General features: G+C 47.8%; 15 protein-coding genes. 2 read left to right on the plus strand and 13 right to left on the minus strand.

The features are described from left to right. Positions 1–540: 540 nt before the first annotated feature. The 7 genes from rpsR to FN001_RS02020 all read right to left on the minus strand — a co-directional run bounded on the left by rpsR (position 541) and on the right by FN001_RS02020 (position 6,758). Positions 541–807: a 30S ribosomal protein S18 gene (gene rpsR / locus FN001_RS01990; protein ID WP_015552975.1), complete on the minus strand. Its 267-nt coding sequence runs from the start codon at positions 805–807 to the stop codon at positions 541–543. Between the two features lie 121 nt (positions 808–928). Further along, on the minus strand, positions 929–1,423 hold the full coding sequence (locus FN001_RS01995; protein WP_142410617.1) for a single-stranded DNA-binding protein: 495 nt from the start codon (positions 1,421–1,423) through the stop codon (positions 929–931). A gap of 18 nt (positions 1,424–1,441) precedes the next feature. Next, positions 1,442–1,729, minus strand: a complete 288-nt coding sequence (gene rpsF, locus FN001_RS02000) for a 30S ribosomal protein S6 (protein WP_117551872.1) — start codon at positions 1,727–1,729, stop codon at positions 1,442–1,444. Between the two features lie 240 nt (positions 1,730–1,969). After that, entirely contained in the window at positions 1,970–3,472 is a 1,503-nt protein-coding gene (locus FN001_RS02005) for a tripartite tricarboxylate transporter permease (RefSeq protein ID WP_142410618.1), read from the minus strand. A gap of 16 nt (positions 3,473–3,488) precedes the next feature. After that, positions 3,489–4,016 carry a tripartite tricarboxylate transporter TctB family protein gene (locus FN001_RS02010; RefSeq protein WP_142410619.1) on the minus strand — a complete coding sequence of 176 codons (528 nt, stop codon included), beginning with the start codon at positions 4,014–4,016 and terminating at the stop codon, positions 3,489–3,491. Between the two features lie 3 nt (positions 4,017–4,019). Continuing rightward, a complete protein-coding gene (locus FN001_RS02015) occupies positions 4,020–5,156 on the minus strand; it encodes a Bug family tripartite tricarboxylate transporter substrate binding protein (RefSeq protein ID WP_142410620.1) in 1,137 nt (378 codons plus the stop codon). Between the two features lie 243 nt (positions 5,157–5,399). Then, positions 5,400–6,758: a sodium-dependent transporter gene (locus tag FN001_RS02020; protein WP_142410621.1), complete on the minus strand. Its 1,359-nt coding sequence runs from the start codon at positions 6,756–6,758 to the stop codon at positions 5,400–5,402. Between the two features lie 275 nt (positions 6,759–7,033). Here FN001_RS02020 and FN001_RS02025 point away from each other — a divergent pair, with 275 nt between their 5' ends. Together FN001_RS02025 and FN001_RS02030 are read left to right on the plus strand one after the other, a co-directional pair. Then, positions 7,034–7,939 carry a LysR family transcriptional regulator gene (locus tag FN001_RS02025; protein ID WP_118531563.1) on the plus strand — a complete coding sequence of 302 codons (906 nt, stop codon included), beginning with the start codon at positions 7,034–7,036 and terminating at the stop codon, positions 7,937–7,939. A gap of 159 nt (positions 7,940–8,098) precedes the next feature. Beyond that, positions 8,099–8,605: a shikimate kinase gene (locus FN001_RS02030; RefSeq protein ID WP_142410622.1), complete on the plus strand. Its 507-nt coding sequence runs from the start codon at positions 8,099–8,101 to the stop codon at positions 8,603–8,605. Here FN001_RS02030 and FN001_RS02035 read toward each other — a convergent pair. The 6 genes from FN001_RS02035 to FN001_RS02060 form a co-directional block, all read right to left on the minus strand. Then, on the minus strand, positions 8,521–8,769 hold the full coding sequence (locus tag FN001_RS02035; RefSeq protein ID WP_142410859.1) for an alcohol dehydrogenase catalytic domain-containing protein: 249 nt from the start codon (positions 8,767–8,769) through the stop codon (positions 8,521–8,523). The genes FN001_RS02030 and FN001_RS02035 overlap by 85 nt on opposite strands. A gap of 265 nt (positions 8,770–9,034) precedes the next feature. Further along, entirely contained in the window at positions 9,035–9,835 is an 801-nt protein-coding gene (locus FN001_RS02040) for an SDR family NAD(P)-dependent oxidoreductase (protein WP_118297321.1), read from the minus strand. A 17-nt stretch (positions 9,836–9,852) separates the two neighbouring features. Beyond that, positions 9,853–11,076 (minus strand): UxaA family hydrolase, encoded by a 1,224-nt coding sequence (locus FN001_RS02045; protein WP_142410623.1) that lies wholly within the window; start codon positions 11,074–11,076, stop codon positions 9,853–9,855. A gap of 12 nt (positions 11,077–11,088) precedes the next feature. Further along, on the minus strand, positions 11,089–11,433 hold the full coding sequence (locus tag FN001_RS02050) for a UxaA family hydrolase (protein ID WP_486463466.1): 345 nt from the start codon (positions 11,431–11,433) through the stop codon (positions 11,089–11,091). Between the two features lie 216 nt (positions 11,434–11,649). Beyond that, a complete protein-coding gene (locus tag FN001_RS02055; protein WP_118297323.1) occupies positions 11,650–12,366 on the minus strand; it encodes a GntR family transcriptional regulator in 717 nt (238 codons plus the stop codon). After that, the gene (locus FN001_RS02060; RefSeq protein WP_015552966.1) at positions 12,367–12,564 is read right to left on the minus strand and encodes a DUF951 domain-containing protein; all 198 of its coding nucleotides are present in this window, start codon (positions 12,562–12,564) and stop codon (positions 12,367–12,369) included. It lies immediately after the preceding gene. Position 12,565 lies beyond the last annotated feature (1 nt).

Raw genomic sequence — 12,565 nt, forward strand, 5'->3', positions numbered from 1 at the left:
CCCCTTCCTTCTCCTTTTCGATACCTTTTCACGAACCGCAAACCAATGTGGAAACAGCACAGCAACTTGTTGCCTCTTCACAACATTGATGCAGAAGCTTGTAAAAAAAGGTCCAGAATAACGTTCTGGATCTTTGAATTACATCTTGAATAGTTTTACTGCCCTTCCACATTGCTGTTTCTTTTTTTGACTTTTCCTCTATGTAGTATAAAGGGTGTCAGCAAAAAAGTCAATTTTCAGACATAAATATCCTTAAAAGCCCTTTTGATTCAGCTCCTTATATTTTTCCAGCTTTCAGGAAAAACAAATTTCTTTTTCTTATTTCGATTTAATGTCAATACCTGTCATAACTCCATCTGTTCAGCGCGATCTTCGCGCGGGTGCACATCATCGGCATTTAGCGCCTTTTTGTGTAACAGGAAATTCCCTGCTGCGCAAAAAAAGGATCCCACATGATCTCTCATATGGAATCCTCGAATGATGCTTCAAATTAATTAGATAAAACCTTACTTTATCCGTGAAAATCCTTATTATAAGGAATTATTCACATGTGTACGGCATAAGAGCAATATGACGTGCTCTCTTGATAGCTACTGTTAAAGCTCTCTGGTGCTTTGCGCAGTTGCCTGTGATTCTTCTCGGGAGGATTTTTCCTCTCTCGGATACGTATCTCTTTAACTTGTTTACGTCCTTGTAATCGATCTCGCCGTTCTTATCGCCGCAGAATACGCAAACTTTTTTTCTTCTATGCATGCCGCCTCTTCTTACTCTGGAAGAATCGGACTTGTCACCTTTATTGAATGCCATTTTAAATTACCTCCTGTTAGTTTCGTTGTCTGTAACCGTCCAACGCTTGTCCGGCCACGTGCAAACTCAGTCTACTCACAGCGAATTAGGAGTAACGCACTGTATTGTCTCAGACTGGTATTTAGTTGAATGGAAGTCCTTCGTCCTCGACTCCATCCGGAATATTCATAAATCCATCGCCGATCGCACTGGACGGAGCAGGTCTTGTTGCCTGCTGGTAGCCGCCGCGATTACCGCCGCCGTAGCTGTTTCCGCCGCCAAAGCCGCTGTTATCGCCGCCCTGACCCTTGCTGTCAGCGAATTCCTGGTCATCTACAATAATATCTGTTGTATAGACCTTCTGGCCATCCTTATTTACATAGCTTCCGGTCTGGATTCTTCCGGAAACCAGTACACGCATGCCCTGACGGAAATATTTCTCCGCAAATTCACCGGCACGATCAAAAGCTACGATGTTGATAAAATCGGCCGTCTGGCCCTGATCGCCGTCCTGGCTTCTTCTGCCTCTTCTGTCAACTGCAAGCGTATATCTTGCGATCGCCATAGAGCGCTCGCCCTGGGAATAGCGTACTTCCGGGTCTCTGGTTAATCTACCCATAAGGATAACTCTGTTCATATTCTCACTCTTTCTTTATTAAGCGTCCTGTCTTACGCAAAGATAACGGACAACCGGCTCCATAATACGGATATGAGCCTCTACCTCGTTCGGGCAGTTTGCCTCGCCCTCGAAGTGGATGAAGTAGTAGAATCCCTCTTTGCTCTTCTGGATCTCATATGCAAGTCTCTTCTTGCCCCATTCGTCCACATCAACGACATTGCCGCCGAAACGTGTGATATAGCCTTTCACCTTTTCAAGTGCGGCTGCTCTTTCGTCATCCTCAAGTTTTGCGCTAAGAACAACTGCTAACTCGTATTTGTTCATAGTTTCTTAAACCTCCTTCTGGTCTTCCGGCCCCCGATTTTCAGTATCAGGAGCAAGGATTTTTTACATGTCACAGGTAATAATCTTAGCAAAAAAGAGCAGGAAATGCAAGCACTTTTTGCCTGATTTCCTGCTCTTTTTATACTTTTTTCATTTCTTACCGTCTTTCACACCGGCGGGAAATTCTACGCCGGTCGAAATTGGGTGATCCGGTCTTTTTTTCAGAAATATTATCTGAAATTACGCCGTTTTTCTTGAAAAGATGCCTTTTACTTTATCGATATACGGCTTCGTCCACGGAATATTTCCAAGAAGGACGAATAATGTACAGATGGAAAGAACGATCGTGATCGGATGTCCGAACATCGCCATAAACGGGTTGTCGGAGGACGATGCCAGAGACACGGCCTGGCGGAAGTTGGAATCCATCATCTTTCCGAGTACCATCGCAAGGATCAGCGGGGCAACCGGATAATCGAACCGGCGCATCATGAATCCCATCAGTCCGAAGAAGAACATGAGTCCCACATCAAACAGACGGTTGTTGCACGCAAAGGAACCGATCACGCAGAGGCTCGTTACCACCGGGATCATGATATTCTTCGGGATCGTAATGACCTTACAAATCCTCGGGGCAACAATCAGTCCTAACAGTAAAAGTGCAAAGCACGCGATGATCCCCGCTACTACGATCGAGTAGAAGGATTCTTTGTTCTGGGTGATAAATAACGGACCCGGCTGTAAGCCATGGACATAGAATACGGAAAGGATGATCGCGGTAACTGCGTCGCCCGGAACCGCTAACGTCAGCATCGGAATCAGCGCACCGCCGATACATGCGTTGTTGGAGGACTCACTGGCCACGATTCCTTCCACCGCGCCCTCACCGAAGGGAACCTCCGGCTTCTTTACGAGACGCTTCGCCTCATTGTACGCGATAAAGGATGCCACCGGTCCGCCGGCTCCCGGAAGAGCTCCGACTAAAAGACCGATCGTCGATGTATATAAGGAAAGTTTCCAGCTCTTTAAGATCTCTTTCAAGCTGACTTTCGTCTTTTCCATTGCAAGGACGTTCTGCTCCTGCTTCATGTTGTATACAACAGAGAGAACTTCCGCGAATCCAAAGAAGCCGACGAGTGCCGGTACCGTGCTGACGCCGCCGGTAAGGTTCTGGATCCCGAAGGTCAGACGTTTTGTTCCCATTAACGGGTCAAGTCCGATCATGCTGATCACGAGACCGATCATAACACTGATCAGGCCCTTCGCATAGTTCTTCGTGCTGACGGATCCGACCGTCGCAAGTCCGAACAGAGCTAACAGGAAATAATCCATTTTTGTAAATTTGATCGCAACTCTGGAGACCGGCTCTGCGAGAAGTCCGAGCGCCAGAAGTCCAAATAAGCTTCCGATGAAGGAATAGATCGTTGCGGTAAACAGTGCTTTGTAGGACTGCCCTTTTTTCGACATCGGATATCCGTCAAGCGTTGTTACAACGGAGGACGGAGCGCCCGGAATGTTGATCAGGATCGCCGATACCGCGCCGGAGAATACTCCGACTACATATACGCCCATGATCATCGCAAGGGCGTCTGAATGTTCCCAGGTATAAGTAATGGATACAAGAAGCGCTGTCGCCATGGACACGGAAAGTCCCGGGATCGCACCTACGAACAGACCAGCCACAGAACCAAGGAGAACCATGAGGATAAACCGCGGATCGACCACGGATAACATCTGTAACATTTTCCCTTTCTCCTTTCTATGGCAGAAGCACATGTAAGAATGTGCGGAATGCAAGGCTTAAAAATAATGTAGTTCCGATCGGTACAAATACGAGGACCGGGATCTTTCTGACGCCCATGAAGATCATCATGGCGATCAGGAACACGATGGTCACAACTTCAAATGTTGAAAATGTGTACGCAAAAGATAAAATTCCGATGGTCACATACGGAACATTTACAAAAGCAAGTGCTGCATAGTAGAGCACACAGAGGATCAGCGCGATCACGACCCAGCGCCGCTTTTCTGTTTTTTCTGCTTTTGACACCTTCCTGTCATTCGGAACCGCGGCTTCTTTTTTCATTGCCGTAACTCCCTCTCCGACGATCCATAAGGACAGACCGATCATGGCAAGCGCCACGATGAGCGGAAACAGATACGGGGACTGCGCCCAGCTCTTGTTAAATCCCTTTGCGTAGGATGAAAGAGAATACGAGAGCAGCACAAGGCCGCTCCCGCAAAATACAATTCCTTCGACGATCAGCGAATGAATTTTATTCTTCATTGATTATTCTCCAATTCTCTTGATGCCGAACTCTTCCGGACTCTTTTCAGCAACACCGTTGTCATACTGTAACCAGCAGATAACAGATTTCCAGTTGTCGTAGAAGGCCTGGATGGAAGCTTCATCTGTATACTCTTTGTATACCGGATCAGCTGCATTCTGCTCTACGAACTCTGTCCACTCCGGATCAGCAAATACTTTCTGGGATGCTGCCTTTAATACGTCGACAACCTCCTGCGGAGTATCGTTGTTTACAACGAAGGAAAGAAGTGTGTACGGGATATTTAAGTACTTCTCAGCTTCCGGAACTGTCTCTGTGAATGCCGGGATATCCGGGTAAGCGTCCATTCTCTTGTCAGAGAATACTGCTAACGGTTTTACGTCGCCGCTCTCGATATAGCCGCCGAGTGTGGAGATGTTCGGGTTTGTAAAGTCAACCTGTCCGCCGATAACTCCGAGAAGTGCGTCATTACCGGAATCAAAGCTTGTCATTGCTACTTCATAGCCGAGCTCCTTTAATACGAGACCCTGGTTGTGTCCGCTTCCTCCAGGACCGGAGTGGGACATTGTGATCTTGCCCGGTTTTGCCTTGATATCGTCAAGAAGCTCTTCCAGTGTGTTGTACTTGGAATCTTTGCCAACTACGAGAACCTTCGGATCGCCGACTAACGGGGAGATAACGGTGAAGTCATCATATCCAAGGTCGCAGATGTTCATAGTTCTGTAGGTTCCCATTGTCTCTGCACAAACAAGAAGTGTGTAACCGTCGGACGGCTGCTCTTTTACGAACTGGCTGCCGATGGATCCGGATGCACCGCCCTGGTTGGTAACCGTGATCGGCTGTCCTAAATATTTCTCAAGCAGAACTGCCAGTTTTCTGCCCCATGTATCGGTTGTTCCGCCTGCGCCGTAAGGGATGATCATTGTGATCGGCTTTGTCGGATAATCAGCAGTTGCAACGAGATCGCCGGCTGCCTCTGCGGTGCTCTCTGCGTCTTTCGCTGCCTCTGCGGTTGTGTCTGCTGCTGTTGTTTCTGCTGCTGCGGTTGTCTCAGTCTTGGAAGATGTTGAGACGCTGCATGCAGTCAGGGACATGCACATCATAGCTGCTGCCATGCCCAGTGCGATCATTTTTTTCATTGTGGTACTCTCCTCTTTTTTAGTTTTTGCTTCCGCCATCAAATTCATAACCCCGTGCTGACGCACTCACTGCCTGAATTTACAGGCTTTTTGTTTGTTAATGGCAAAAGAAAAATGAAGCTCTGCCAAGCAGCTGCTTATTTTTCTTTTGCGCTCATTATAACACACTGTTATTTCAGATTCAATATAAAAACTTTTCCACTTTAAAGTTTTTATGCGTATATCGCATTAAATTGTTAAGTCTTACGCCAGTCCCTGGATCAGGATCACAAGGATCAGGACCGGGAGAATATAGCGGAAATAGATCTTTACCCACTTCGCTTCCGGCATCTTAAGTCCCGTTCCATGGTTCGCTTCCGCAAGATACTTATCGTATCCCCAGCCCCACTTGCTCACGCAGAACAGAAGATAGACCAGAGATCCCAGCGGAAGGAGCAGGTTGCTGACCAGGAAATCCTCAGAGTCCAGGACATCTCTCGCACCGATAATGTGCAGACTGCTCCACACATTATATCCGAGTACGCAAGGCAGGCTTGCGATCAATACAAAAATACAATTTAATATAGAAGCTTTCTTTCTGCTCCATCCAAAGTTGTCCATGCAGCTGGAGAGCAGGTTCTCAAACACAGCAATGACTGTGGAAAAGCTCGCCGCCGACATGAATAAGAAGAACAGCATTCCCCATATCCGTCCGCCTGCCATGTTGGCAAATACATTCGGCAGAGTGATGAAGATCAGCTGCGGACCGGCATCCGGCTGTACCCCGAAGGAAAAGCAGGCCGGGAAGATAATGAGTCCGGCGGAAAGCGCTACCAGCGTGTCGAGACCGCAGATCCGGACCGCTTCGCCCGCAAGTGTGTGGTCCTCGGACATATAACTTCCAAAGATCTCCATCGCCGCGATGCCAAGACTCAATGTAAAGAATGACTGGTTCATGGCGCCCATGATCACGGAGCCGAGTCCGACGTCCGCCGCACGCTTAATATCCGGAAGAAGGTAGAAGCTGAGTCCCTCTTTCGCTCCCGGAAGGATCAGGCTGTGTCCGGCCAGCACAAGGATCAGGGCGAGCAGAGCTGCCATCATCCATTTTGTGATCTTTTCAAGTCCGTTCTGAAGTCCCCTGCTGCAGATAAAGAATCCGGCAATGACCGTTACTGCCATCCAGAGACCCATCTCGCCGGGATTGCCGAGCATTTCCCCAAATACTCCTGCCACCTGGTCTGCATCCATTCCGGTGAAAGTTCCTGTCGCAAACTTTACAAAGTAGCTGAGCATCCAGCCGGAAACCGTCGTGTAATACATCATCAGAAGATAACAGCCGATCATACAGAACCATCCGTGTACATGCCACCGGCTTCCCGGCTTTTCAAGTGCCTTGTAAGCACCGACAGCACTCTTTCGTCCCGCACGACCGACCGCAAGTTCCATTGTAAGGACCGGAACGCCCATACAGAGCAAAAACAGCAGATAGAACAGGACGAATACTCCGCCGCCGTTCTGTCCCGCCACATACGGGAACCGCCATACGTTTCCGATTCCGATCGCGCAGCCCGCGCTCACCAGTAAAAATCCCAGGCGCGAACCAAAATTTTCTCGTTTCATGATATAACTCCCCTTTTCCATCTCCTGTCGGCTTTTATGCCGTCAGGGGTTCTTGACGCCGATGATGCTTCGCAGCCCAGATCGGCAAAATCCGCAGCCCCGACGTCAGTAACCTTATGATACTGCCCGATAAAAGGATTTGCAACCGCGCTTTTTGTATGGTATCATAAGGAAAACTTATGTTATGCAGGAATCATCGATCATTTTCATCAAACATGTGGAATTTATGTATATTCTTCAGGCGATACAGAATTTTTTGAGAGGAAGTTTCCGTTATGAATACAAACCAGCTCCGATATTTCGTGGCTGCCGCCGAGTGCCGCAGCTTCACGAAAGCAGCCGATCAGTTTTATATTACGCAGACCGCGATCACCCAGCAGATCCATGCCCTGGAGGACAGTCTCGGCGTCCCGCTCTTCGACAGGACAAGCCGTCCGATCACACTGACTCCCGCAGGAAGCGCCTTTTTGAACGATGCCAGATCCATCCTCGACCGGATCGACCAGGCGGTAAACAGGATCCAGGAGGTTTCTACCGGTATGGTCGGTACACTCCGCATCGGATACACGAAAGGGTTTGAGCGGAGCAATTTTTCCAGCTCGCTGCGTTTCTTCCATAATAAATATCCGAATATCCTCGTCTCCTGCTACCGGCGGAACACAGATCTTCTCGCCGCAGGGCTCCTGAAGGATGAATACGATATTATTTTTACATGGGACAGTACCGAGCTTGTAAAGAATGATTCCATCGAATACCGGCTGATCGAGCGGAGTCCGCTCATGGTTGCGGTCTACGGCAGCCATCCGTTTGCCGGGCGGTCATCTCTGCGCCGCACGGAGCTTCACGGGGAACGTCTCCTGTTTATGACCCCATCCAGCACCGGCGATTCCGTCAGTGATCTGCGTTTTTACGAGATGTACGAGCGAGCCGGCTACCACCCGGATATCTTTTTCCGGTCCAACGACGTCGAGAGTATCCTCATGATGGTGTCCGCCGAAGAGGGGATCTCGATCATCCCGGCTTACGTCACTCAGAAACTGACGAACGCCGATAACCTTGTCTTTATTCCGTTGATCGGCGAGGAGGAAGTCGTCGAGATCATCGCCGCCTGGAAGAAAGCGTCCGGGAATCTGGCTCTTCAGCAGTTTCTGGGACATCATCCACTTCTGAAGGCGGAATAGCTGCTGCAGTGCTGACTCATAAGTTGCGTTTCCTCTGTTTTTATGGTATTTTATATGTGTTTTTACTGATTTTACGGTCAATCTGCATTTTCACATGAGCGGTTTGGAAATTATGAGATCTGCTGAAGTGATATGCTCTTATTATAGAAAGGATTCGATATGGCAAGAAACTGTCCTATTATTTTATGTGGCTTTACAAGCAGCGGAAAGACCACCATCGGAAAGCTGCTCTCCGAACGTCTTGGACTTCCATTTTACGATACTGACCAGATGCTGATCGAACATTATCAGATGACGATCCCGGAAATCTTTGCCAAAGGCGGCGAAACACTTTTCCGCGATTATGAACACGAGATCGCCCGCCGGGTATGCACACTTGGTCCATCCGTCGTCTCCACCGGCGGCGGCATGCTGACCTTTGACCGGAATGGCGAGATTCTCGCCAAAAACGGAATGATCTTCTACATTGACCGCCCATTTGAGGACTGCTATGCCAATCTTGCACAGCATCCGGAGCGGCCGTTGTTTAAGAATCATACAAAAAAAGAAGTTCAGGATATGTACCTCATTCGCCGTGATCTTTACCGCAAATATGCGAAGTTTGATATTAAAAACACGGGTACGGCAGGCGAAGCGGCTGAAAAAATCTGCGATTTGTTAAAATAAGGATTTGCTGTTACGATCATTCCCGATTTGATTCCATATTCATTTTCATCCGCCTCAACAACGCGGGCTGAAAATTCATGTCCAGGAATTCTGGGATAGGAAACATACGGAAGATTTCCACGGTAGGTACCAAGATCACTTCCACATATTCCACCATATAAAATGTAAAGCGGACATTCGCAATCCGCTTCGCTACTTGCTCATGAACGCAGTCGCTTCGCGATCTGTCAGTGGGAGCTTTCAACTCCCACTGACAGAAGCATCCCACTCACCCACCGCTTAGTGCTCCGCGCACTTGAAGCGGGGGAATGCTTATCTGCGTTCAAGTAATGCTGTGCCTTTTTCACGTACCGGAATATCCTTCTGAAGCACCTCAACCTTTCTGGGTTCAAGCATTTTTACTGTCTTCATCGTACTTTTTCCTCCATCTTAGAATCCGATCAGTGCCCCGCCGTCAACCGGAATACATGTACCTGATATATATCTCGCCGCATCACTGCAAAGGAATGCTGCGCACATACCGACATCCATCGGATCTCCAACACTTTTTGCAGGAATACGCCCCAGGATCTTCGCGAGACGCGGCGGATCATTGTCCACGGCTTTGTGGAACATCGGAGTATCGATCCAGCCAGGTGCGATCGCATTCACTGTGATCCCGTATTCCGCCACCTCCGCTGTCAAGGTATGGATCAGACCAAGATATCCTGCTTTTGCGGTAGAATAGCCACATACCTGCGGCTGTCCAATATAGCTTGTCATGCTGGCCTGGAAAATAATTCTTCCCCAGCCCCGTTCCTTCATCTGCGGGATAAAGGCCTTTGTCAATGCAAATGCACCGACAAGATGAACATCCAGGACATTTTTGTAGTCCTCCACACTCATATCCCAAATATATTTCTTGCAGTGATTTCCGGCATTATTCACCAGAATATCAACCGGTCCCTGTTCTTTCTGAATTCTGTCTGCGATTTCCTGTGCATGATCCGTATCTGTGATATCAAACTGGTAGAAAACTGCTTTTCCGCCAAATTCCTTCAGGATCTCATTTCCCTTCTTCTCATCTGTCCGGCTCAATGCGATCACTTTTGCGCCGGCACTGACCAGACATCTTGTGATCGCAAGTCCCAGACCGGTGATTCCTCCCGTCACAACTGCTGTTTTTCCGGAAAGATCATACCATTTCTGCATAGAAAATTCTGTTTTCTGCTGTTCTGTAAAAGCTGCCATGATTTCCTCCAGATCCCCTATATTTCTGTCATTTCACATTTTCGAAATGCAACTTCTTTTTCCTGATACTTATATGGCACAAAGTATTCCCGATGTCCCAATTCTTCACCTTTAGATAGATTTCCCTTTGCTACCTGTACCACATAATCCATCAGCCGGTCCGCCTGTTCATCCTGTGTACATTCTCCGTACAGAACAGGACTGGCGTCAAAGTCCATATCCCCATTCATTCGTCGGAATGTCTCCCGGTTTCCCGTGATCTTGATGCATGGGCTTACTGCGCTTCCGACAACATTTCCTCTTCCTGTAACTAAAAAGACAATGTGAGCGCCGCAGCTGATCAGATCCATCAGACCTTCCGAGTCATTCGGATTTGTGATCCCGAACTGCATCCAATAGGGATCTGGTGTCGAATCCAAAAGCCAAAGGCCATGTCTTTTCGGCGGGTACGAGACTTTGATCACTCCCTCGATCGGACTGGAACCGCTTTTGATCACCGCTCCCATACTCTTTTCTTCGATCGTCGAAAGACCGCCGGCAAAGTTTCCGGGGCTCACCGAATACTGGCGCACGGATTTACAATACTCCAGTGCCTTGTCGTATGTATACTGGATCTCCTCTTTCGCGGTCTCAGATGCCGCACGGGATGTCAGCAGCCAGTCAAGGCCGACTGCCTCAACGATCTCCTCAAAGATCGCGGTACCTCCGGCTTTTACAAGTTGATCAAAAAGGCGGCCGACTACAACATTTCCGGCAAGTCCGCTCGTATAATCACTTCCGCCGCATTCTGCTCCGATTACCAGATCCTGCAGCGTCATCTGCACTCTCGGAGTATGCTCCAGCTCTTTCAGCGCCTCACGAACCCAGGCGACTCCTTTTTTGATCGACGGAACCGTTCCTCCTTCATCCTGGATCCGGATCCAGGATGAAATTTTCTCTTCCTGAAGTGCGATCTTTTCCAGCCATTCCGGCTGAACATATTCGCATCCGAGTCCAACCGTAAGCACCGCACCTACATTTGGATGACGGATCAGACTGATCAGCATATTTACAGCATACTGATTATCCGTGCAACCATCAAATCCTAAAAGTTCCACTTCCGGATGATGGACTTCATCCACGATTTTCCTTGCAACATGCTCTGCACATTTTACTGTATAGATCACAAGTACACGATTTCTGATCCCTTTTCTGCCGTCTTTTCTCTTATAGCCCATCCAGGAATTTTCTGTGTGATTCATGTCCGTTCTCCATTATTCATAGCGTGTATCTTTCGGCGCTCCTGTATGCACGTCAAGGTGGCTGGACCGCTGGTCATAAACGCTGCACATGACATGCAGATGAACCCACGTCCCCTGACGGATATCTTTCGTTGCACGACCGATCACAACCCCATATTTTACGATATTTTCTCCAGCCGCAATATCTGTCAATGCCACCTTATGTCCCGCAGGGATCTCTTCTCTGACTGAAAGCTTTTTTTCCCGGCTGTCGCCAAGAAGTCTTACGGTCCCCGGTTCCAGCACTTTCAGAGCCGTTGCCACATTATCCCGCTCATCAATCTGAAACGCTGTCATTTCATCTTCCATTTTGCTCATCGTCAGAACTCCTTCAGGTCGTCTTTCTGTTACATGTATCAGATAATTTCATCATACTCTCACATTTTGTATTTGTCAATTTGACATATTTACATATTTTTTGTCTACATGTTTGGCGATATGCACAAAACAAATGCAGTCAAGCAAAAAGCGACCACGATCGTATATTCCGATCAGCAGTCGCTTTCATTTCTGATTTGTCCCAAAAAATATTTCTTATGGTCTGAATCCGATAGGATCCTGCTCTTTCTTCCGGAGCCAGTCTCCATATGACGCAAACGTGTCAAGAGATCCTTGTTTTGCTTTTCTTAAATGATTTTTCATCTTATCTGCAGCATCTTCATATCGATCTTCAAGAAGAGCATCAATAATCTCCGCATGTTCCGGTTTTGACTGCATCAATCGATTCAGGTCAAGACTTGTAAGAACGCGAAGACGGGTATTCTGATTATAGATCAGCTCCATCGACATCCACATATATGGATTAGGACTGTTCCGAACAATATATTGATGGAATTCATCATCCAGAGTAAACATTTCGATCAATCGTTTTTCTTTCGCCGCATCCATAACTTTCTCCGGCGTAATATCAGTTTCGAACTTTTTCTTATATTCCCTCAGTTTTTCCTTATCCAGACGGTTTCCATACATCCGGATCACATATGGTTCTACCATGCATCGCATTTCAAACACAGAACTGATATCATTCATATTCACATCCGAGATGCGAATTCCCTTTTTAGGCATGATCACCAGAAGATGTTCCTGTTCCAGCCGGCCCAGAGCGTCTCGAATCGGCGCCCGGCTATATCCCGTATCCTGAAGCAGTAATTCTTCATTCAGGACCTCATTTGGGGCATATTCGCAATATAAGATCTTATTTTTTATGATCCGGTATGCCTGCTGTTTTAGTGTTTCTCTTCCAGTCTCCATTTACTTCACTTCCGTTCCGTCCGGTTTCCGGAGTCCTCTGGTGTTTTTCTCCACCAATCGTCTCGTAACCATCACCATGTGGCCGCAGCCCATGCATTTCAGGCGAAAGTCCGCGCCAACGCGCAGGATCTCCCACTCCTGACTGCCGCACGGATGCGGTTTCTTTAATTTTACAATATCTCCTACTTCATATACCATC

The sequence above is a fragment of the Clostridium sp. Marseille-P7770 genome, from assembly GCF_902143525.1.
Classification (GTDB): Bacteria; Bacillota; Clostridia; order Lachnospirales; family Lachnospiraceae; genus Pilosibacter.

Bases quoted from the DNA above. Each gene is read 5' to 3' on its own strand.
- FN001_RS02005 (WP_142410618.1), bottom strand. From the start codon at position 3,472: ATGTTACAGATGTTATCCGTGGTCGATCCGCGGTTTATCCTCATGGTT.
- FN001_RS02020 (WP_142410621.1), bottom strand. From the start codon at position 6,758: ATGAAACGAGAAAATTTTGGTTCGCGCCTGGGATTTTTACTGGTGAGC.
- FN001_RS02015 (WP_142410620.1), bottom strand. From the start codon at position 5,156: ATGAAAAAAATGATCGCACTGGGCATGGCAGCAGCTATGATGTGCATG.
- FN001_RS02010 (WP_142410619.1), bottom strand. From the start codon at position 4,016: ATGAAGAATAAAATTCATTCGCTGATCGTCGAAGGAATTGTATTTTGC.
- rpsR (WP_015552975.1), bottom strand. From the start codon at position 807: ATGGCATTCAATAAAGGTGACAAGTCCGATTCTTCCAGAGTAAGAAGA.
- FN001_RS02040 (WP_118297321.1), bottom strand. From the start codon at position 9,835: ATGGCAGCTTTTACAGAACAGCAGAAAACAGAATTTTCTATGCAGAAA.
- FN001_RS01995 (WP_142410617.1), bottom strand. From the start codon at position 1,423: ATGAACAGAGTTATCCTTATGGGTAGATTAACCAGAGACCCGGAAGTA.
- FN001_RS02055 (WP_118297323.1), bottom strand. From the start codon at position 12,366: ATGGAGACTGGAAGAGAAACACTAAAACAGCAGGCATACCGGATCATA.
- FN001_RS02050 (WP_486463466.1), bottom strand. From the start codon at position 11,433: ATGAGCAAAATGGAAGATGAAATGACAGCGTTTCAGATTGATGAGCGG.
- FN001_RS02030 (WP_142410622.1), top strand. From the start codon at position 8,099: ATGGCAAGAAACTGTCCTATTATTTTATGTGGCTTTACAAGCAGCGGA.
- FN001_RS02045 (WP_142410623.1), bottom strand. From the start codon at position 11,076: ATGAATCACACAGAAAATTCCTGGATGGGCTATAAGAGAAAAGACGGC.
- FN001_RS02025 (WP_118531563.1), top strand. From the start codon at position 7,034: ATGAATACAAACCAGCTCCGATATTTCGTGGCTGCCGCCGAGTGCCGC.
- FN001_RS02060 (WP_015552966.1), bottom strand. From the start codon at position 12,564: ATGGTATATGAAGTAGGAGATATTGTAAAATTAAAGAAACCGCATCCG.
- rpsF (WP_117551872.1), bottom strand. From the start codon at position 1,729: ATGAACAAATACGAGTTAGCAGTTGTTCTTAGCGCAAAACTTGAGGAT.